Origin of the sequence: Pantoea sp. 22096 (genome assembly GCF_052045955.1) — a bacterium.
GTDB classification, from domain to species: Bacteria; Pseudomonadota; Gammaproteobacteria; order Enterobacterales; family Enterobacteriaceae; genus Pantoea; species Pantoea alfalfae.
Genome location: NZ_JBQEPW010000001.1, coordinates 1,835,548 through 1,854,702, shown reverse-complemented (window position 1 = coordinate 1,854,702; position 19,155 = coordinate 1,835,548). Strand labels below are relative to the sequence as shown.

Annotated in this window: 18 protein-coding genes; 7 read left to right on the top strand and 11 right to left on the bottom strand. The window is 57.7% G+C overall.

Features of this window, described 5'->3' with window-relative positions:
- Nucleotides 1-723: a nicotinamide riboside transporter PnuC gene (pnuC, locus tag ACTJKZ_RS08645; RefSeq protein ID WP_161736263.1), complete on the top strand. Its 723-nt coding sequence runs from the start codon at nt 1-3 to the stop codon at nt 721-723.
- On the opposite strand, the gene zitB is transcribed toward pnuC, so the two are convergent.
- From zitB to ACTJKZ_RS08625, 4 genes are all read right to left on the bottom strand, one after another.
- Nucleotides 717-1,706 (bottom strand): CDF family zinc transporter ZitB, encoded by a 990-nt coding sequence (gene zitB / locus ACTJKZ_RS08640; RefSeq protein WP_161736264.1) that lies wholly within the window; start codon nt 1,704-1,706, stop codon nt 717-719. The two genes, pnuC and zitB, sit on opposite strands and share 7 nt — an antisense overlap.
- A complete protein-coding gene (locus ACTJKZ_RS08635) occupies nt 1,684-4,773 on the bottom strand; it encodes an ATP-binding protein (RefSeq protein ID WP_440829455.1) in 3,090 nt (1,029 codons plus the stop codon). The genes zitB and ACTJKZ_RS08635 overlap by 23 nt, the downstream gene beginning before the upstream one ends.
- A complete protein-coding gene (locus tag ACTJKZ_RS08630; protein WP_161736266.1) occupies nt 4,755-5,336 on the bottom strand; it encodes a response regulator transcription factor in 582 nt (193 codons plus the stop codon). Before ACTJKZ_RS08630 ends, ACTJKZ_RS08635 begins: the two co-directional genes overlap by 19 nt.
- Before the next feature lie 100 nt (nt 5,337-5,436).
- Nucleotides 5,437-5,805 (bottom strand): YbgS-like family protein, encoded by a 369-nt coding sequence (locus tag ACTJKZ_RS08625; protein ID WP_202605056.1) that lies wholly within the window; start codon nt 5,803-5,805, stop codon nt 5,437-5,439.
- 287 nt (nt 5,806-6,092) lie between these two features.
- On the opposite strand from ACTJKZ_RS08625, the gene aroG reads away from it, so the two are divergent.
- Complete coding sequence (gene aroG / locus ACTJKZ_RS08620; protein ID WP_285086145.1) at nt 6,093-7,145, top strand: 3-deoxy-7-phosphoheptulonate synthase AroG; 1,053 nt, start codon at nt 6,093-6,095, stop codon at nt 7,143-7,145.
- Nucleotides 7,146-7,488: 343 nt separating this feature from the next.
- Here the strand turns inward: aroG and gpmA are convergent, their stop codons facing one another.
- From gpmA to modE, 6 genes are all read right to left on the bottom strand, one after another.
- A complete protein-coding gene (gene gpmA / locus ACTJKZ_RS08615; RefSeq protein ID WP_161736268.1) occupies nt 7,489-8,241 on the bottom strand; it encodes a 2,3-diphosphoglycerate-dependent phosphoglycerate mutase in 753 nt (250 codons plus the stop codon).
- 151 nt (nt 8,242-8,392) lie between these two features.
- Nucleotides 8,393-9,427: a galactose-1-epimerase gene (gene galM, locus ACTJKZ_RS08610; protein WP_440829454.1), complete on the bottom strand. Its 1,035-nt coding sequence runs from the start codon at nt 9,425-9,427 to the stop codon at nt 8,393-8,395.
- Nucleotides 9,421-10,569 carry a galactokinase gene (gene galK / locus ACTJKZ_RS08605; RefSeq protein ID WP_260057701.1) on the bottom strand — a complete coding sequence of 383 codons (1,149 nt, stop codon included), beginning with the start codon at nt 10,567-10,569 and terminating at the stop codon, nt 9,421-9,423. The genes galM and galK overlap by 7 nt, the downstream gene beginning before the upstream one ends.
- On the bottom strand, nt 10,566-11,612 hold the full coding sequence (gene galT, locus ACTJKZ_RS08600) for a galactose-1-phosphate uridylyltransferase (protein WP_161736270.1): 1,047 nt from the start codon (nt 11,610-11,612) through the stop codon (nt 10,566-10,568). The genes galK and galT overlap by 4 nt, the downstream gene beginning before the upstream one ends.
- A 236-nt stretch (nt 11,613-11,848) precedes the next feature.
- Nucleotides 11,849-13,321, bottom strand: coding sequence for a molybdate ABC transporter ATP-binding protein ModF (modF, locus tag ACTJKZ_RS08595; protein WP_440829453.1), 1,473 nt, complete (start codon nt 13,319-13,321; stop codon nt 11,849-11,851).
- 69 nt (nt 13,322-13,390) lie between these two features.
- Complete coding sequence (gene modE / locus ACTJKZ_RS08590) at nt 13,391-14,173, bottom strand: molybdenum-dependent transcriptional regulator (RefSeq protein ID WP_222924333.1); 783 nt, start codon at nt 14,171-14,173, stop codon at nt 13,391-13,393.
- Nucleotides 14,174-14,309: 136 nt separating this feature from the next.
- On the opposite strand from modE, the gene ACTJKZ_RS08585 reads away from it, so the two are divergent.
- From ACTJKZ_RS08585 to modC, 4 genes are all read left to right on the top strand, one after another.
- On the top strand, nt 14,310-14,465 hold the full coding sequence (locus tag ACTJKZ_RS08585; protein ID WP_033731900.1) for an AcrZ family multidrug efflux pump-associated protein: 156 nt from the start codon (nt 14,310-14,312) through the stop codon (nt 14,463-14,465).
- Nucleotides 14,466-14,610: 145 nt separating this feature from the next.
- Nucleotides 14,611-15,384, top strand: a complete 774-nt coding sequence (modA, locus tag ACTJKZ_RS08580; protein WP_161736273.1) for a molybdate ABC transporter substrate-binding protein — start codon at nt 14,611-14,613, stop codon at nt 15,382-15,384.
- Complete coding sequence (modB, locus tag ACTJKZ_RS08575; protein ID WP_161736274.1) at nt 15,381-16,070, top strand: molybdate ABC transporter permease subunit; 690 nt, start codon at nt 15,381-15,383, stop codon at nt 16,068-16,070. Before modA ends, modB begins: the two co-directional genes overlap by 4 nt.
- A complete protein-coding gene (modC, locus tag ACTJKZ_RS08570; protein WP_222924332.1) occupies nt 16,070-17,128 on the top strand; it encodes a molybdenum ABC transporter ATP-binding protein ModC in 1,059 nt (352 codons plus the stop codon). The genes modB and modC overlap by 1 nt, the downstream gene beginning before the upstream one ends.
- Here the strand turns inward: modC and ACTJKZ_RS08565 are convergent, their stop codons facing one another.
- The gene (locus ACTJKZ_RS08565; protein ID WP_253421362.1) at nt 17,129-17,947 is read right to left on the bottom strand and encodes a pyridoxal phosphatase; all 819 of its coding nucleotides are present in this window, start codon (nt 17,945-17,947) and stop codon (nt 17,129-17,131) included.
- Between the two features lie 155 nt (nt 17,948-18,102).
- On the opposite strand from ACTJKZ_RS08565, the gene pgl reads away from it, so the two are divergent.
- Nucleotides 18,103-19,104, top strand: coding sequence for a 6-phosphogluconolactonase (gene pgl / locus ACTJKZ_RS08560; protein ID WP_161736277.1), 1,002 nt, complete (start codon nt 18,103-18,105; stop codon nt 19,102-19,104).
- The last annotated feature ends 51 nt before the right edge of the window (nt 19,105-19,155 follow it).

Genomic DNA, 19,155 nt, shown 5'->3' with positions numbered 1-19,155 from the left:
ATGGATTTCTTCAGCACACATAATATTCTGGTTCATATTCCTCTGGGTGCCGGGGGCTACGATCTCTCATGGATTGAGGCCATCGGCACGCTGGCGGGCTTACTCTGTATCTGGTTTGCCAGCCTGGAAAAAATCATCAACTATCCGTTCGGTTTGATCAACGTGACGCTGTTTGCGGTGATCTTCTTTCAGATCCAGCTCTATGCCAGCCTCCTGCTGCAGCTCTTCTTCTTTGCCGCCAATATCTATGGCTGGTACGCCTGGAGCCGTCAGACCGCCGATCATCAGGTCGAGCTGAAAATCCGCTGGCTGCCACTGCCCAAAGCGCTGGCCTGGGCGGCGGGTTGTGTGATCGCCATTGCGCTGATGACCCTCTATATCGATCCGGTGTTTGCGCTGTTAACCCGTACAGCGGTGACGCTGATGAACGGTCTTGGCCTGTCGGTAGCGATGCCCGCGTTGCAGCCGGATGCCTTCCCGTTCTGGGATTCCTGCCTGATGGTGTTGTCGATTGCGGCGATGGTGCTGATGACACGAAAATATGTTGAGAACTGGCTGCTGTGGGTCATCATCAACGTGATTAGCGTGATGATTTTCGCCCGTCAGGGCGTGTATGCGATGTCGCTGGAGTATGTGATTCTGACGCTGATTGCGCTGAACGGATCGCGTATGTGGATCCGCAGCGCGCGGCAACAGGGTTCCCGCGCGCTCTCGGCTCAGTGAGTGTGCGCTTCGCCTTTAGCGTGCGCAGGGTCATGATCATGGTCGTGAGAATGACTGTGATCATGGCCGGAGGCAGCAGCGCTGCTTAAGCCGAGTTCACACTCGGCACCGGCACAGGGCTGATACTCCATCTGCACGGTCGCATGCGCAATCTGATAGTGCTGGCGCAGATAGTCGTGGATACGATGCAGCAGCGCATCGTGATCGTAAGGCGGGATGACCTGCGCATGCAGCGTCAGCAGCGGCTTTTCGCCGACCTGCCACAGATGCACATGGTGAACATTGCGCACTTCGGCGATGTTCAGCGTCAGATCCCGTATCAGCCGGTTCACATCCAGCGAATGCGGTGTCCCTTCCAGTAACTCCTGCAGACTTTCACGCAGCAGCGCCCAGGCGCTGCGCAGCACCAGCAGGGAGACCAGCAGTGACAGAATCGGGTCGATAGGCGTCCAGCCGGTCAGCAGAATAATCACCGCCGCCACAATCGCGCCCACCGAACCCAGCAGGTCACCCATGACATGCAGCGCGGCAGCCCGCACGTTGAGGTTCTTTTCTCCACTGCCGTGATGCAGCAGCCAGAATGACAGAATATTGGCCAGCAGGCCGCCAATCGCGATCCCCAGCATCAATCCGCCCGTCACCGGCTGCGGGTCGGCAAAGCGACGCACTGCCTCCCAGACGATCAGCACGGTAATGCCCAGCAGCGCAATCGCGTTAACAAATGCCGCTACCGTGGTCAGACGCAGCAGGCCAAAGGTGTGGCGTGCATTAGGTTTACGGCGTGAGAAATGGACCGCCAGCAAGGCCATCAACAGAGCGGCGGCGTCGGTCAGCATATGCCCGGCGTCCGCCAGCAGCGCCAGTGAACCTGAGAGCCAGCCGCCAATGACTTCAGCAACCATGAAGACGACTGTCACCCCGAAGGCGGCCGCCAGACGCGTGCGATTACTATCCTGCCCGCTATGAGTGTGGGTATGTGCCATAAGATTCCAGTTTTTTCAGTAACCTGTTTGCGAATAATATCAGTAATTGCCACGTCTCAGACGTGTCCTGATGCTGTTTAACCTGCTCCGTCAGCTGCTGGCTGAGTTGCGCGCCATGCTCCAGCCCTGCCAGCAAGCAGCTTCCTTTCATCCGGTGTGCTGCTTCGGCGAACTGCGTCCAGTCTGCGCGTTCGTGTGCCTCACGCATCACAGCCAGGTCCTGTGTCACCGTACTGTGCAACGTCTGGCTCAGACGGCTGAGGAATTTGTCATTCTGCTGCGCCAGCTGCCACAGGTTGTCATCCAGTGTCGCCAGCGGATCGTCCTGCCACTCCTGCTGCCACTCTGCCAGCAGCGCGCTGAGATCGGCTAACTGCACCGGTTTAATCAGCACACGCTCGCCCGCCTCAGGTGACTGCGACAGCAGCTGCGCGTCAGCCGAGCAGAGCACCCGCATCGCCTGACGTCTGCGCTGGCGGTCACGACGACGCAATATGCGCAACAACAGCGTACCGTCAGGGCGCGGCATCATCTGGTCGATAAACAATAGATCATAAGGCTGCTTTGCGTCGGCCTGCAGCAGTGCGCGTCCCTGTTCGAAGATGTCAGCCTGAATTGCAAAGCGCGCCAGCTGCTGCTGCATCACCAGCAAATTGGCTGGATGGTCATCGACAATCGCCACCCTAAGCTGTGGAAAGCCGGGCAGGGTCGTGTCGTCTGCGTGGTTTACCGGTGCGCAGATCTGCAGCGGCAGCGTCACGGTGACCTGAGTACCGTGCCCAGGTTCAGAGGCGAGCCGGATGTCGCCGCCCATCCGCAGCACCATTTCCCGGCAGATAAACAGCCCCAGGCCGCTGCCCTGCACCGAAACCGATTTACCGGACGGCGCCTGATACCAGGGATCAAACAGCTTCTGCTGCTCCTCTGGCGGAATACCGCTGCCGCTGTCGCTCACTGTCAGAATCAACTGTTGTTGCTGTGCGGCCAGCGTCAGGCGAATCGCGCCGTGGCGGGTGAATTTAAGCGCATTGGTCATCAGGTTGTTTACAACCTGCTGAAGGCGGTCGGCATCAATCAATACGGTGCCAGGCAGCGGCGTCAGCGCCTCGACGATCAGACGTGGGCCGTCAGCGCGCATCAACGGATGATAAAAATGCTGCTGTTGATCGAGCCACTGCGCCAGCGCCAGCGGGCGAGGTGCCAGGGTAAAACTGTTGCTCTCGATGCGTGCATGATCCTGCAGGTCATTCAGCAGAGTCAGCAGCGATTGTGCGCTGCTGTGCAGTAGCGAAAGGTTCTGGCTGCTGTGCTGCTGCTTCTCCAGCTCCAGCAGACCCAGGATCGCCTGCATTGGGGTACGCAGCTCATGACTGACGGTCGCCAGAAACTGGCTTTTCATTGCATTGGCATGTTCCGCCTGTTCACGCTGCTGACGTTCCCGGCGCTGTTGCCAGTAGCGGCGCGCCAGCAGCAACAGCAGCAGCACAATGGCCGCACCTGCCACCGCCAGCACCATCATCGGCAGCGAACGCATCGCTATCACGCTGCCGGGCTGCGGCGGGGTTGACCAGCTGTCGCGCATCTGGCTCTGTGTGTCAGCCGGGATCTGCTGCAGCGCGCGATCCAGCAGGGTGCGCAGCACCGGCTGCTCAGGCGTGACGCCCAGCGCGATTGGCCAGGCGATATCGCTGGCGGCAAAGGCGAGATGAATACGGGCATCATCCCGGCTGGCGATGCGCCAGCGGGCGGAGAGCACGTTATCGACCAGCACATCGATCTGCCCCTTTGCCAGCGCGTCATAGAGACTATTACGATCGGCAAACGGCTGTGGCTTGAGATCCGCAGGCAGCAGACGCAGCGCCAGGTCATCCTGCAACACGCCGATCCGCTTGCCCTGCAGGTCGCGCCAGTGAGCCAGCGTATCGGACTGGACGCTATAAATGCCCCACAGCGCACGCCACACCGGCAGCGACGTGCTCTGCATCGCATCGCCATTCAGCGGCTGCATCAGCTGCAGCATTGCCTGCTTTTGCTGAATCAGCGTGCTGGCCTGACGGGGATTACTGACCCACACCGGCTCAAACGCTAATCCGGTGCTCTGCGCAATCGCTTTCAGCAAATCCACGCCATAGCCTCGGGCAGTTCCGCTGGCATCGCGATAACTCCAGGGATAGTTGTCCGGTTCGGCGGTATAGGTAATACGCGGATGATCGGCAATCCAGGCGCGCTCAGCGGGGCTGAGCATCAGAGTCTGGGTGTCCTGATAGCGCGGCAGCGTACTGCTCCAGCGCGCCTGCAGCGTGTTCATCAGTTCTGCAGGCAACTGACGCAGGCTCTGATTTATCCAGCTGATAAGCTGGGGATCGCGCGCCACCGCGCGCAGGTTGAGCTGGCCGGCCTCAATATGGGAGGCGATCTGATAAATCTGGCCCTGTTGCAGCTGGCTCAGCAGAAAACCGGCGCTGGTCTCATCTGCCACCACATAGTCATTTTGCTGATTAAGCAGGGTATAGAGCGCCTGCAGGTCGCTGCTGTAGCGTTGCCAGCTGTGACGGGCCGCCAGCGCAGATGGCAGCTGTGCCAGCGTGCTGTCACTGATAGCAAGCGAGGCATTCTGGCTGTTAAACATCACGGCACGCTGGTTTTGCTGATTGCGGTAAACCCGCAGCGGACTGCTGAACCAGTTTTCGCTGCTCAGGGTGCCGGGTGGCAGTGGGTCGCTCCACATGCCCAGCGCAAAATCGATCTGGCCGCTGGTCAGCGCCTGCATCAGATGTGGTTGATCGCTGTAGAGGTTAAGCGTGAACTGCGCACCGGTCAGCTGTCGCAGCGCGGAAAGATAGTCGGCATTGATGCCATAGAGGTCATTGCCGATGCGCATTGCCCAGGGCGCGTGGTTCTCTTCCAGCAGGCCGACGCGCAGGATCCTGCCCTGCATCGTTTCCGCGTGCGTCACCGGCAGCATCATCGGCAGATTCACGCTGCTCACCGGACGCACCTCAGCCAGGCCGGTGCCGCACCAGAACAGCAGGATCAGCAGAATAACCCTCACTGCTGGGCTTTCCACAGGTCAGCCAGTTCCACTACTGAGCGTGCTCCGGTTTTTTCCAGAATGTTCTTTTTATGAGTACTGACCGTTTTGTTACTGATGTGCAACTGAGCCGCGATTTGCAGATTGGATAGTCCACTGGCCAGCAGTGCCAGAATCTGACGCTCCTTCTGGGTCAGGGGCAGCTCAGGCTCATCATCCATCACCGGAAAGGCCGTCTGACCGCCCAGCACCGCCAGGATGGCGCTGAGTAATTGCGTCATGCGCTGACTCTTTACCACGTAACCGGCCGCACCCAGCGCCTGGGCGCGACGCACATAGTGGCGGGTCTGCTGCGCAGAGTAGATGAGCACCGGGCAATCAGGCCGATGGATCTTCAGACGACGAAGAAACTCCAGGCCATCACTGTCCGGCAGGCCGATATCCAGCACGATAATGTCCAGTGGCTCCTGAAGTAAGGGGCGGGCGGCTTTTTCACTGATGGCAGAGAGGAGTTTAATGGGTATGGGTGACTGGCTCAGGGCAGCTTCCAGTGCCACTTCAACCAGCGGATGATCGTCAATCAGAAGCAAAACGGCCATGAAGGATTTCCTGTAAATTTCACAGGATTAGCATAGCGGAAGAGTGGGGCAGAGGGGAGAAAAACCAGGAGAACGTCAGCTCTCCTGGTTTTAAACAGAATTACTGGGTGGTGCCGTCGGTTTTGGTATCTACGTCGCCGCCGCCCACTTTAGTCTGAACTTTTTTGTTGATGTTCGGACATTTGCCATCTTTACACTGGGCGTTCTGGTCCATTTCGTTAGCAGACATATTACCATGGCTGGTGGTGCTGCCAGACGTTGCAGGATTTGTGTCGGTGCCAGTGTTATTAATTTTGCTGTTATCAACATTATTTGGTGGCAGATTCTCTTTTGCTCCACCCGCCGCTGCACCTGCACTGGCTGCCTGATTCGCTGTACCGTTATTGCTGCTGCTGTCTGCAGCCAGTACCGCGCCGCTGCTCAGTGTCATTGCTGCTGTCAAAAAGATTAAGGCAAACTTTTTCATCATTATGCTCCCGTTAATAAATGAAGAGGCTTTAAGCCCAGAGGTGCAATTTCGGGTAAAAAAATTCCTGACGAAATAAAATTCGCCAGTTGGCTTAAACAGGGTAATTAAATAAGGTAAGCGGGACTTTCCTCAGTGCTTACCATTAAAAAGTCTAGTCGCTAAGCTGATTAATGCAAATATGACCCGCACATTTAACCCGCAGCAGGAATTTACACCCCTGGCGCTTCGGGCTACATTGGGCAGGATGTGTCCGGCGGGCGTCGGGCAAGAAATAATATGGAATCAGTATGAATTACCAGAACGATGATTTACGCATCAAAGAGATTAAAGAGCTGTTACCTCCTGTTGCGCTGCTCGAAAAATTCCCGGCGACCGATCGTGCTGCACAGACCGTTTCACAGGCCCGTCAGGCGATTCATCAGATCCTGCAGGGCAAGGACGATCGTCTGCTGGTGGTGATTGGACCCTGTTCAATTCATGACACCGAAGCGGCGAAAGAGTATGCAGGCCGCCTGCTGGCGTTGCGTGATGAGCTGAAAGGCGAGCTGGAAGTGGTCATGCGGGTCTATTTTGAAAAGCCGCGCACCACGGTGGGTTGGAAAGGGCTGATTAACGACCCCTATATGGATAACAGCTACCAGCTTAACGACGGTCTGCGTCTGGCGCGTAAGCTGCTGCTGGAGATCAACGACAGCGGCTTACCGGCAGCGGGCGAGTTTCTGGATATGATTACCCCGCAGTATGTGGCTGACCTGATGAGCTGGGGCGCGATTGGTGCGCGCACCACGGAATCTCAGGTACACCGCGAGCTGGCATCCGGTCTTTCCTGCCCGGTTGGCTTTAAAAACGGCACCGATGGCACCATCAAGGTCGCGATTGATGCGATTAACGCAGCGGGATCGCCACACTGTTTTCTGTCAGTGACAAAGTATGGTCACTCCGCCATTGTGGAAACCAGCGGCAACGATGACTGCCACATCATTCTGCGCGGCGGCAAAGAGCCGAACTACAGTGCGCAGCATGTTGCAGAGGTCAAAGAGGGCCTGGCAAAAGCGGGTCTGCCACAGCAGGTGATGATCGATTTCAGCCACGCCAACAGCAGCAAGCAGTTCCAGCGTCAGATGATCGTAGCAGACGATGTCTCACAGCAGCTGATTAACGGTGAGCAGGCGATTGTCGGTGTGATGATTGAGAGTCATCTGGTGGAAGGCAACCAGAGTCTGGAGAGCGGCGAGCCACTGGTCTATGGCAAAAGCGTCACCGACGCCTGTATCGGCTGGGAAGATACGGACAAGGTGCTGCGTCAGCTGGCGGCAGCGGTTAAACGGCGCCGCGGCTGATTGGTTATTCAGACTCATTAACAAAGTCTGGCCGGATTCGCTGTGGAGAGTGAGCCTGCTCAGGGAACACGGTCAGATCGGAAAGACGCTCAAGCCAGTCCCTGGACGCTCTGCCCGCGCCATCCCTGGCGCGGGACGCTTTCCTCTTCTGACCCTGTTCCCTGCGCGTCGAGCTAGTTTATTGCTGCCAGACTTAGACGGATTTGAATATGTGATTAGTCTGGTACGTACTCACATCCAGGATTTTACTCTGGCAGTTAAACATGACGCGCAGCATTGTCGGGCGCAGCCCAATAAAAAAGGCCAGACTTTCGTCTGGCCTTTTTGCCTTTTCAGCGAGAAATTACTTCGCTTTACCCTGATTTGCAACGGCTGCGGCTTTCGCAGCAATCTCGTCCTGGTCGCCCAGGTAGTAGCGTTTCAGCGGTTTGAAGTTTTCATCGAACTCATACACCAGCGGAACGCCGGTAGGGATATTCAGCTCGAGGATTTCATCTTCGCCGAGGTTATCCAGATATTTCACCAGCGCACGCAGTGAGTTGCCGTGTGCGGCAATAATCACTTTCTCACCGCTTTTGATGCGCGGCAGAATGGTGTCATTCCAGTAAGGGATAACGCGGTCGATGGTCAGCGCCAGGCTTTCGGTGGTTGGCAGCTGCTCCGGAGTCAGTTTCGCGTAACGCGGGTCATGGCCCGGGAAGCGCTCATCTGAACGATCCAGCTCTGGCGGGGTAACGGCAAAGCCGCGACGCCACTGCTTAACCTGCTCGTCGCCATATTTGGCGGCCGTTTCCGCTTTGTCCAGACCCTGCAGCGCACCGTAGTGACGCTCGTTCAGACGCCAGGTTTTCTCAACCGGCAGCCAGGCCTGATCCAGCTCATCCAGCACATTCCACAGCGTGTGAATCGCACGCTTCAGTACGGAGGTGTAAGCGAAATCAAAAACAAAGCCCTCTTTCTTCAGCAGCTGACCTGCTGATTTGGCTTCGCCACGACCTTTCTCAGAAAGGTCAACATCATACCAACCGGTAAAGCGGTTTTCGTTGTTCCACTGGCTTTCGCCGTGTCGCACCAGAACCAGCTTAGTTACAGCCATAGCTTAACTCCTTAATACTGTGATGTTTCTGTGAGATTGGAAACCTGCTGCTGCCCGCATGAAACACGAGCTGATTGCGCCATACCATAACGGAAAAGCGGGCAGCGCGTAAGCCTGTGTGTGACGCACTGCGCGTTTTTCAGCCGGAGGCTCAGCGTAGCGTGAAGCGATACCGCGTCACGGATTCCCAGCGATCTCCCGGCTGCAGCCAGCAATCAGGCTGAGGCCACTCAGCATGATTAGGCGAATCCGGTAAAAATTCACTCTCCAGCGCAATGCCCTGAAATGCATTATAGCTCGCCTGCTCACGGGCACGGGTGCCGGCCAGGTAGTTGCCGGTATAGAACTGCAGTGCCGGTGCCGAGGTAGTCACGCTGAGCTGCAATCTGCCATCTTCCGACCAGAGTTCTGCCGCAGGCTGACTATCGTCGCCTGCGCTGTTGAGCAGAAACGCATGGTCATAGCCCTTCACCGCGCGCTGATCATCGTCTGCCAGGAAATCCTGCGCCACGACTTTGGCGTTGCGGAAATCAAAGCTGGTATCGGCAACGGCTTTCAGCGGCGCATTCGGAATACCTTCGCTGTCGACCGGCAGATACTGGTCGGCGTGCAGTTGTAAGCGATGCTGGCGTGCGTCGCCATGATGCGCATCAAGGTTAAAGTAGGCATGGTTAGTCAGATTGATCGGGCAGGGCTGATCGCAGCGCGCTTCGTAGCGGATGCTCAGGCAGTTCTGGTCATCCAGTTGATAGCGCACGTCGGCAATCAGATTGCCCGGATAGCCCTGGTCGCCATCCGGCGAGTCGATGCGGTAGTGCACTTCGCTGTCGGACTGGCTGACAATCTGCCAGCGGCGTTTATCGAAGCCCTCCGGCCCGCCATGCAGCTGATGGGCACCCTGGTTTGGCACCAGCTGACGGTTCAGTTTATTCAGTTTTGCCCCGGCGATGCGGTTGGCGTAACGGCCCACCGTGGCACCCAGATAGGCATCCTGGTGCAGGTAGTCAGAGGGCGTGGCGCAGCCAAGCAGCGCTTCACGCACGGTGCCATCCTGCATCGGGACGCGGGCAGAAAGCCAGGTTGCGCCCCAGTCCATAAAGGTCGCCAGCATGCCGTTGGCATTACGCAGCACCGTTATGCGCCACGGCTGACCGTCGGGCGCATGGGAATTGACGTCATTCAGCATTGGCCCGCTCCTTCAGAGGCTTTGCAGACGTAGAAGGTCTCTTTGATGCCGGTCGCGGCTTCATACTGCTCAGCAACGGCGGCTTTCACCTGATCGACCAGATCCAGTGGCATCAGTGCCACGATGCAGCCACCAAAGCCGCCGCCGGTCATGCGCACGCCGCCGCGTTCACCAATCTGCGTTTTCACGATCTCAACCAGCGTATCAATTGGCGGCACGGTGATCTCGAAATCGTCACGCATTGAGGCGTGCGACTCGGCCATCAGCTGACCCATACGTGTCAGGTCGCCCTGAGTCAGCGCATCGGCTGCTTCCAGCGTTCGGGCGTTCTCGGTCAGAACGTGACGCACGCGTTTTGCCACCTGGGGGTCGAGCTGCGCCTGGGCTGCTTCAAACTCGGCCAGTTCAACGTCACGCAGGGCCTTCTTATTGAAGAAACGCGCGCCCGCTTCACACTGCTCGCGACGGGTATTGTATTCGCTGCCGACCAGGGTGCGGCGGAAGTTGGAGTTGATGATCACCACCGCGATATCTTCCGGCATCGACACCGGACGGGTGCCCAGCGTGCGGCAGTCGAGCAGCATCGCGTGATCTTTCCTGCCCAGTGCGGAGATCAGCTGGTCCATGATGCCGCAGTTACAGCCAACGAACTGGTTCTCCGCTTCCTGACCATTCACCGCGATAGCCGCGCCATCCAGCGGCAGGTTATAGAGCTGCTGCACCACGGTACCGACCGCCACTTCCAGCGAGGCGGATGAGCTCAGACCTGCGCCCTGTGGCACGTTGCCGCTGATCACCATATCAATGCCACCGAAATCGGCATGACGCTGCTGCAGATGTTTCACCACGCCGCGCACATAGTTAGCCCACATCGGTTCCTGCACGCTGACGATCTCTTCGTCCAGCGAGAAGGTGTCCTGCGCATTCTCATAATCGGCAGCGACTACGCGAATCTGGCGGTCGTCACGGCGGGCGCAGGCGATGACTGTCTGGTAATCGATGGCACATGGCAGCACAAAGCCGTCGTTATAGTCGGTGTGCTCGCCAATCAGGTTAACGCGGCCCGGCGCCTGAATGGTATGCGTTGCAGCGTAACCGAAGGTGTCAGAGAAAAGCTGCTGCGTGATGGTTTTTAAGCTCATTGTTGTGCCTCACGGAAGTGAACGTCGCTGACAGAACGCAGACGTTCCGCCGCCTGTTCCGCCGTTAAATCGCGTTGGGTTTCGGCCAGCATTTCATAGCCAACCATAAATTTACGTACCGTTGCTGAGCGCAGCAGCGGTGGATAGAAGTGCGCATGCAACTGCCAGTGGTCGTTGGCTTCGCCATTAAACGGCGCGCCGTGCCAGCCCATGGAGTAGGGGAAGGAGCACTGGAACAGGTTGTCGTAGCGGCTGGTCAGAAGCTTAATGGCTTTTGCCAGATCGGCACTCTGCGCTTCACTGAGATCGGTCAGCTGTTTAACGTGCGCTTTCGGCAGCAGCAGAGTTTCAAACGGCCAGGCAGCCCACCACGGCACGACGGCCAGCCAGTGTTCGGTTTCCACCACGGTGCGGCTGCCATCCTGCTGCTCACGTGCCAGATAATCGACCAGCATCGGCGAGCCATGTTTTGCGAAATAGTCGCGCTGATGATCATCTTCGCGCTGCGCTTCATTCGGCAGGAAGCTGTTGGCCCAGATCTGACCATGGGGATGCGGGTTTGAGCAGCCCATCGCCGCGCCTTTGTTCTCAAACACCTGCACCCACGGATAGTGCTGACCCAGATCGGCGGTCTGCGCCTGCCAGGTACGCACCACTTCTTCCAGCGCGCTCAGTGACATCTCCGGCAGAGTTTTGCTGTGATCGGGCGAAAAGCAGATGACCCGACTGGTGCCGCGTGCGCTTTCACAGCGCATCAGGATATCGTCGCTCTCGGGCGCGTCAGGCGTGTCGGTCATCAGCGCAGCAAAGTCATTGGTAAAGACATACGTGCCAGAATAGTCGGGGTTTTTGTCACCGGTAATGCGGGTATTTCCGGCACACAGGAAGCAGTCCGGATCGTGCGACGGTAAGGTATTAACTGCTGGCGTTTCCTGCGCGCCCTGCCACGGACGCTTGGCCCGATGAGGTGAAACTAAAATCCATTGATCAATCAGTGGATTGTAACGGCGATGGGGATGATCGACCGGGTTGAATTTTTCCATGTGAGATCCTGGTAAGCGTCAAAAGCCAGAGAGGCATCGGTAAAAAGTAGCACATCAGCGCGCCCGAAAGCGTGATCAAGTCTGGATAAATGGTATCGTTTACACAAGCTGAATATTCTTATTTCGTGGCATTGTGTGCAGTAATGCGGGATAAAAGGCAGGCCGGAATGGTAGCGATTACACAGGTGTACTTTAAAACGCCGCGATAGCGGCGTTGAGGGGCCGATGTGAACGCGTTAGCGCAACGTTTCCTGCTGAAAAGCGTAGCCGCCTTTATCGGGAACAAAGCTCAGGCGATGCGTGATACAGGCGGGCGCATCTTCGGCATGATGGGAAACAAACAGCAGCTGAGTGCGACCTTCGCCAATCAGCACATCGACGAAGCGCCGCACCAGCTGGCGGTTAATCGGGTCAAGTCCCTGGAGTGGCTCGTCCAGAATCAGCAGCGTCGGATGCTTAACCAGCGCGCGGGCAATCAGCACCAGCCGCTGCTGTCCCCAGGAGAGTGAATGGAACGGCGCATCGCCCAGCCGGTTATCCATTCCCAGCAGTGTCAGCCACTGTTGTGCCAGCGCTTTCTGCCGATCGGATGCCGCCTGATAGAGACCGATGGAGTCGAAGAAGCCCGACAGGATCACCGTCCGCACATTGGTGCTGACGCGATAATCGAGGTGCAGACTGCTGCTGACATAGCCAATATGCTGTTTGATATCCCAGATGGTTTCGCCACTGCCGCGACGACGGCCAAACAGGGTGAGATCATTGCTGTAGCCCTGTGGATGATCGCCGGTTACCAGACTCAGCAGCGTCGATTTCCCGGCGCCGTTCGGGCCAGTAATCTGCCAGTGCTCGCCTGCGTTAACCTGCCAGTTCAGCCCCTGAATGACCGGTCGGTCGTTGTAGGAAACGGTGCCGTTGCGCAGGATAACGCGCGGCGCATCATCCGCCAGTGAGGGCAGCTGATCCGGCACATCCGCTTCGGGCAGCGCCATTCCCATCAGCTGTTCACTGTGTGCCAGCTGTGCCACCAGCGCTTCCGTTAAAATCGTCTGGCGTGGGCCACTGTGAGTAAGAGTACACTCCGCCAGCACACCCACCTGCTGAACGAAATCGGGAATGTCGTCAAAGCGATTGAGCACCAGCACCAGCGTAAACGCCGGGTGCTGCAGGTTGCGCAGCGTATCGGTCAGGCTGGCGCGTGACGCCACATCCAGTCCGTCAAACGGCTCATCCAGAATCAGCAAATCTGGCTGGTTCATCAGGGCCTGACAAAGCAGGGTTTTGCGGGTTTCGCCGGTAGAGAGATATTTGAAGCGGCGTGACAACAGCGGTTCGATACTAAACTGCTGAGCCAGTTGTTCGCAACGTTCTGGCTGCTGCACTTCCGCCTGAATGACCTCTGCCACGGTCAGTCCGGTATCCTCTTCACCTTCGCTGAGCATGTCGGTGTTGTTGCGCTGCCACTCCTGCGCCACCAGCGTCTGTAACTGTTCCAGTGACAGCCGGACCGGCCTTGTGAAATCGCTGCTGACGGAACCCGCAAGCGGGGGCAATTCACCGGAGAGCGCGCGCGCCAGTGAGGATTTACCGCTGCCGTTGGCACCGACAAAGGCCCAGCTTTCGCCGCGCTGCAGTTCCACCTGATTCAGACTCAGTATCCGGGTATCACTGAGATGAAACGTGCCTTGCAAAATATGCAATGAAGCCATGATCTGTTCCATTTTTTGCATCGAATTACTGAGTTGTAACCATTGCCCGCAGTGAAGTCAACTCAACCGCTAGAGCAGGGTAGCGACGATAGCGTTCTCAGCATTGAAACTGGCGATCACCGCATCGCCGGGCTGCAGCTTCAGCTGCTGTAACTGTGCATTACTCAGAGTGGCACACAGGGTTTCGCCGCTGGCGAGCTGCATCAGCACCTCACTCATCTGCTCACCCGGTTCGATGGCAGTGACGATGGCGGTCAGCTGATTGTCTTCCTCTGCGGCGTCACGACTGATACGGATCCACGGCGCTTTGATCAGCACCAGCACCTCTTTACCCGCCGCCAGCTGCAGACGATCGGCGCTGCGCTGGGTCAGCGCAACATTGAGTTGCGTGACGCCATCAGCCAGCTGAATCATCAGATGCTGAACCACCTGCTGCGCATCGTTGCTCACCACGGTGCCGAACAGCTGGTTGCGGGCGCTGGTCTGCAGTGAAAAGCGGGCGATGGCCGCCAGCAGGCTGTCGAGCGGCAGTGTATCCTGCTGCAGTGCATCAAAGGCTTTCTGCTGGATCTGCTCCATCAGATGAAACAGCTGAATCAGGCGTTCACCGTAGCGGGTCAGCGTTGCACCGCCGCCGCCTTTGCCGCCGGTTGCCCTCGCCACCAGCGTTTCATCCGCCATCTGGTTCATCTCATTAATCGCATCCCAGGCACTTTTGTAACTGATGCCAGCCAGCTTCGCCCCCTGACTGATCGAGCCGGTCTGCTGGACGCGTTTCAGCAGCTCAATACGTCGTGGATCGGCAAACAGTTTCTGTTGTAAACGGATATGAAGGGACAGTTCGGCTTCCATGACAGCTCCGGCAAAGGGTTAAGGCGAAGGCCGATGATAGCGGCGTTTTATGTCCAAAGTAAAAGCACGAAAAGGGCTGCGCAAAATTTTACTGACCCGTTACAATCACTTTTTTGTTAGCAGAGTGAGACTCTCCATGCTGGAATTACTGAAAAGCCTCGCCGTGGCTGTACTCATGGTCCCTGTGGTAATGGCGCTGATGCTGGGTATGATTTATGGCCTGGGTGAAGTGTTTAATATCTTCTCTAAAGTGGGTCATCGCGAAAAATCTTCAGCCCGTTCCCATAATTAATTTCTGTGACGCCCGCCATCCTGGCGAGCGTCATCATTTTTGTCCCGCATTGATTCAACCTTCTCTGACACCTGCCGATAATTTACTGAACCTCCCTGATATTGCGTTATATTATTCGCTACACAACGAATAGCCGGAGAGAATCATGTCATCAAATTACACCCGCTGGGGCGTCGCGGCGCTGGTCACCGTATCGCTGGCCGGACAGGCAGTGGCCGCCGATAACATTACCGTGTTCGCCGCGGCTTCGCTGACCAATGCGATGCAGGATATTGCCAGTCAGTATCAGAAGGAAAAGGGCGTGACAGTCGTCTCTTCGTTCGCCTCATCCTCCACGCTGGCGCGTCAGCTTGAACAGGGTGCGCCTGCCGACCTGTTTATCTCTGCCGATCAGCAGTGGATGAATGATGCGGTGGCGAAGAAAAGCGTGATAACCCGCACCCGCTATACCCTGCTGGGCAACGACCTGGTACTGATTGCGCCACGGAGTGCCGCAGCTAAAGCGGTGACGCTGGATCCGCAGACCGACTGGAAAACATTGCTGCACGGCGAACGTCTGGCGGTGGGCGATCCGGACCACGTTCCGGCGGGTATCTATGCTAAAGAGGCGTTGCAGAAGCTGGGAGCCTGGGATGGCGTTGCGCCCGCGTTAGCGCCCGCTAATAATGTGCGGGCAGCACTGGCTCTGGTCGAGCGTAACGAAACCCCATACGGCATTGTCTACGGATCTGATGCGGTCGCCAGCGATAAAGTGCAGGTGGTCGGGCGTTTTCCGGCAACCAGTCACAAACCGGTGGAATATCCGATGGCGATCGTAAACGATCACGACACGGCCACCGTTCAAGCCTTTTATGATTACCTGAAAGGGCCGCAGGCTGCGGCGATTTTCAAACATTACGGATTCACACCGACGAAATGATACTCAGCGATCCCGAATGGCAGGCAGTGCTGCTTAGCCTTAAAGTCTCTGGCATAGCCGTGCTTGGCAGTCTGCCGTTTGGCATTCTGATGGCCTGGATTCTGGTGCGCTGCCGTTTTCCCGGCAAAGCGCTGCTCGACAGCCTGATCCACCTGCCGCTGGTGCTGCCGCCAGTAGTGGTAGGTTATCTGCTGCTGGTTAGCCTGGGGCGACGCGGCTTCATTGGCGAAAAGCTTTTTGACTGGTTCGGTTTCAGCTTTGCGTTCAGCTGGCGCGGTGCAGCGCTGGCTTCCGCCGTTATCGCCTTTCCCTTGATGGTACGCGCTATCCGGCTGGCGCTGGAAGCGGTGGATAGCCGGCTGGAGCAGGCGGCACGTACGCTGGGTGCCGGACGCTGGCGGGTCTTTTTCACCATCACACTGCCGCTGACGTTGCCAGGCGTGATCGCCGGAACGGTGCTGGCGTTTGCCCGATCGCTGGGCGAATTCGGTGCCACCATTACCTTTGTGTCCAATATTCCCGGTGAAACGCGCACGCTTCCGCTGGCAATGTTTACCCTGATCGAAACCCCTGGTGCAGAGGGTGCGGCGGCGCGGCTCTGTATCATCGCTATCGTACTGGCACTGGCGTCACTGCTGGCGTCGGAAGGACTGGCACGCGCAGGCCGCAAGCGGATGGGAAGCTGATGCTATCACTCAATTTTATGCAGCAGCAGGGCGCTCACCAGCTGGAGATCGACCTGCAGATCCCCGCCAAAGGCATCACCGCCATTTTCGGTGTTTCCGGTGCCGGTAAAACCTCACTGATCAACGCCATCAGCGGACTGACTCAGCCGCAGCGCGGGCGGATTGAGCTTAACGATCGTCTGCTGTTTGATGCGGAGCAGAAGGTTGCGCTGCCGCCGGAAAAACGCCGCATCGGCTATGTGTTTCAGGATGCGCGGCTCTTCCCGCACTATCGGGTCCGGGGCAACCTGCAATATGGTATGGCCCCGGCGATGAAAGCACAGTTCGACAGCCTGGTTTCGCTGCTGGGGCTGGAGGCGCTGCTGTCGCGCTTTCCGCTGTCGCTGTCGGGCGGTGAAAAGCAGCGGGTTGCGATTGGCCGGGCACTGCTGACCGCACCGGATATGCTGCTGCTTGATGAACCGCTGGCGTCGCTGGATCTGCCGCGCAAACGTGAGCTGATGCCGTATCTGCAAAAACTGGCGAAGCAGGTCGATATTCCTATGCTCTACGTCTCGCACAGTCTGGATGAGATCCTGCATCTGGCTGATAACGTGCTGGTGCTGGATGCGGGCAAGGTCAAAGCCTTTGGTCCGCTGGAGCGGGTCTGGAGCAGCAGCGCGATGCGGCCATGGCTGCCGGTAAGCGAACTGACCAGCGTGCTGCGGGTGCAGGTGCTGGAGCAGCATCCCGACTATCCGATGACCGCGCTCTCGCTGGGCGATCAACACATCTGGGTCAGCAGGGTGAATCAGCCGGTGAAAACGCCGCTGCGTATTCGCATCGCCTCATCAGATGTCTCGCTGGCGCTGCAACCGCCACAGCACACCTCCATTCGCAACATTTTACCGGCACAGGTAGTTGAGCTGCTGGAGGTCGGAGACCAGGTGGAGGTGAAGCTGCGTATCGGCATCAGCGAACTCTGGGCGCGCATCACGCCGTGGGCGCGGGATGAACTGGGCATCCGGCCGGATCAGTGGCTTTATGCCCAGATAAAAAGCGTTTCGGTAACGCCCTGATTACAACACGTACTGACGGAGGGTGTCGGCAATGCCGGGTTCAAGATTGGTGCCGATTACCTTTTTCACCCGCGCTTTGATCGCCTCGTCGGCATTGCCCATCGCCACGCCCAGACCGGCCGTTTCCAGCATGCTGAGGTCGTTGTAGTTATCACCAAACGCGATCACATCGGACATGCTCAGCCCCAGCGATTCAACCCACTGCGCCAGCCGTTTGCCTTTGCTGTTGCCGCCTCTGGCGATATCCACCTGATCGTGCCATGACCATTCGCAGGCCAGCCCCAGCTCCGCTTCCACTGTAGTGGCGAACTGTTGCAGCTCCTGATGGTTGTCGTGCGACAGGGCAAACTTCCAGATCGAACCGGCGTCACGTGCCGCCTGGGCTAAATCAGGCACCTGACAGAACAGCGGACGCTGATGCTCAGGCAGCGATTCGGCCCACTTCAGGGTGCGCATCACATGACCGGTCGGCGTCTGATAGAGCATGGCATCATCCACGTAGAGCAAACCGTGAATCTGCTGCTGATCCAGCCTATCAATCACCTGTAACGCCAGCTGCGGGTCGAGAGGATCGGACGCCAGCACCTTTTTCGCACGGTAATCATACAAATAGGTGCCATTACAGCAGATTGCGGGTGTATCCAGTTGTAGCGCCTGATAAAAAGGGTGGATAGCGCAGTGATGGCGTCCGGTCACGATAGCGACATGAACACCCGCCTGGCGGGCCTGGTTCAGCGCGTCAATTGACTGCGGCAGAATCGTTTTGGCTGGGGTCAGCAGCGTGCCGTCGAGGTCGAGGGCAATTACTCGGTAGCTCATTCATCCTCTCGTTTTTTCAGGTTTGCAGGGGCTGAAGTCTACACCTGTCCACGGTCCGGAGACAAAAAACAGGGCACAAATGATTCCAGCGTAGGGTAATAAAACGCGCTACAGTGATTCACAGATATGATCAGGCAGCAAAAAAAGGAGAATGCATGAAACAGGTTGTCTACACCGCCAGTCCCGAGAGCCAGCAGATTCACGTCTGGCAGATGAATGATGAGGGTGCGCTGACGTTGCTTCAGGTGATCGATGTCGCCGGCCAGGTTCAGCCGATGGTGGTGAGTCCGAAACGCGATTTTCTCTATGTCGGTGTGCGTCCCAATTTTCGCGTGCTGGCGTTCCGGATTGCCGCCGATGGTACGCTGACCGAAGCCGGTCAGGCAACGCTGCCCGGCAGTCCGACCCACATTTCCACCGATCGCGAGGGCCGGTTCCTGTTCTGCGGCTCCTACAATGATGCCTGCGTCAGCGTCAGCCCGATTGGCGATGATGGCATTCCGCAGGCCCCGCTACAGGTAATCAACGGCCTGGATGGCTGTCACTCAGCCAATATCGACACTGACAATAAAACGCTCTACGTCCCGGCACTGAAGCAGGATCGTATCTGTCTGTTTGCGCTGGGCGCAGACGGTCAGCTGACGCCGCGCAAACAGGCGCAGGTCACGACGGTAGAGGGTGCAGGCCCGCGTCATATGCAGTTCCATCCGGGCGGCCAGTATGCTTACTGCGTGAATGAGCTGGACAGTACTGTTGATGTCTGGGCATTAAATACCGGTGAAGGCGAAGCGGAAAGCGTGCAGACGCTGGATATGATGCCGCCGGACTTCAGCGGTACGCGCTGGGCAGCCGATATTCACCTGACGCCGGATGGCCGTTTCCTCTACGCCTGCGACCGCACCAGCAGCACGCTGGCGATTTTCAGCGTCAGCGAACTGGGCGATGAACTGACGCTGGAAGGGTTCCAGCCGACGGAAACGCAGCCGCGCGGGTTCAATATCGATCACAGCGGACGTTTTCTGGTGGCGGCGGGACAGAAATCGCATCACATCGAAGTGTATGCGATTAGCGAACCGAAGGGGCTGTTACAGCCGCTGGGACGTTATGCGGTAGGGCAGGGCCCGATGTGGGTGGTGATTCACCAGTTGCAGGCGTAACGCATCGTGAAAAAGCCTCTCCCGGGTGGGAGAGGCGTGAAATTGTTGACG

Bases quoted from the DNA above. Each gene is read 5' to 3' on its own strand.
- aroG (WP_285086145.1), top strand. From the start codon at position 6,093: ATGAATTACCAGAACGATGATTTACGCATCAAAGAGATTAAAGAGCTG.
- gpmA (WP_161736268.1), bottom strand. From the start codon at position 8,241: ATGGCTGTAACTAAGCTGGTTCTGGTGCGACACGGCGAAAGCCAGTGG.
- pgl (WP_161736277.1), top strand. From the start codon at position 18,103: ATGAAACAGGTTGTCTACACCGCCAGTCCCGAGAGCCAGCAGATTCAC.
- galM (WP_440829454.1), bottom strand. From the start codon at position 9,427: ATGCTGAATGACGTCAATTCCCATGCGCCCGACGGTCAGCCGTGGCGC.
- modA (WP_161736273.1), top strand. From the start codon at position 14,611: ATGTCATCAAATTACACCCGCTGGGGCGTCGCGGCGCTGGTCACCGTA.
- ACTJKZ_RS08585 (WP_033731900.1), top strand. From the start codon at position 14,310: ATGCTGGAATTACTGAAAAGCCTCGCCGTGGCTGTACTCATGGTCCCT.
- zitB (WP_161736264.1), bottom strand. From the start codon at position 1,706: ATGGCACATACCCACACTCATAGCGGGCAGGATAGTAATCGCACGCGT.
- modF (WP_440829453.1), bottom strand. From the start codon at position 13,321: ATGGCTTCATTGCATATTTTGCAAGGCACGTTTCATCTCAGTGATACC.
- ACTJKZ_RS08630 (WP_161736266.1), bottom strand. From the start codon at position 5,336: ATGGCCGTTTTGCTTCTGATTGACGATCATCCGCTGGTTGAAGTGGCA.
- pnuC (WP_161736263.1), top strand. From the start codon at position 1: ATGGATTTCTTCAGCACACATAATATTCTGGTTCATATTCCTCTGGGT.
- galK (WP_260057701.1), bottom strand. From the start codon at position 10,569: ATGAGCTTAAAAACCATCACGCAGCAGCTTTTCTCTGACACCTTCGGT.
- galT (WP_161736270.1), bottom strand. From the start codon at position 11,612: ATGGAAAAATTCAACCCGGTCGATCATCCCCATCGCCGTTACAATCCA.
- ACTJKZ_RS08565 (WP_253421362.1), bottom strand. From the start codon at position 17,947: ATGAGCTACCGAGTAATTGCCCTCGACCTCGACGGCACGCTGCTGACC.
- modB (WP_161736274.1), top strand. From the start codon at position 15,381: ATGATACTCAGCGATCCCGAATGGCAGGCAGTGCTGCTTAGCCTTAAA.
- modC (WP_222924332.1), top strand. From the start codon at position 16,070: ATGCTATCACTCAATTTTATGCAGCAGCAGGGCGCTCACCAGCTGGAG.
- modE (WP_222924333.1), bottom strand. From the start codon at position 14,173: ATGGAAGCCGAACTGTCCCTTCATATCCGTTTACAACAGAAACTGTTT.
- ACTJKZ_RS08625 (WP_202605056.1), bottom strand. From the start codon at position 5,805: ATGATGAAAAAGTTTGCCTTAATCTTTTTGACAGCAGCAATGACACTG.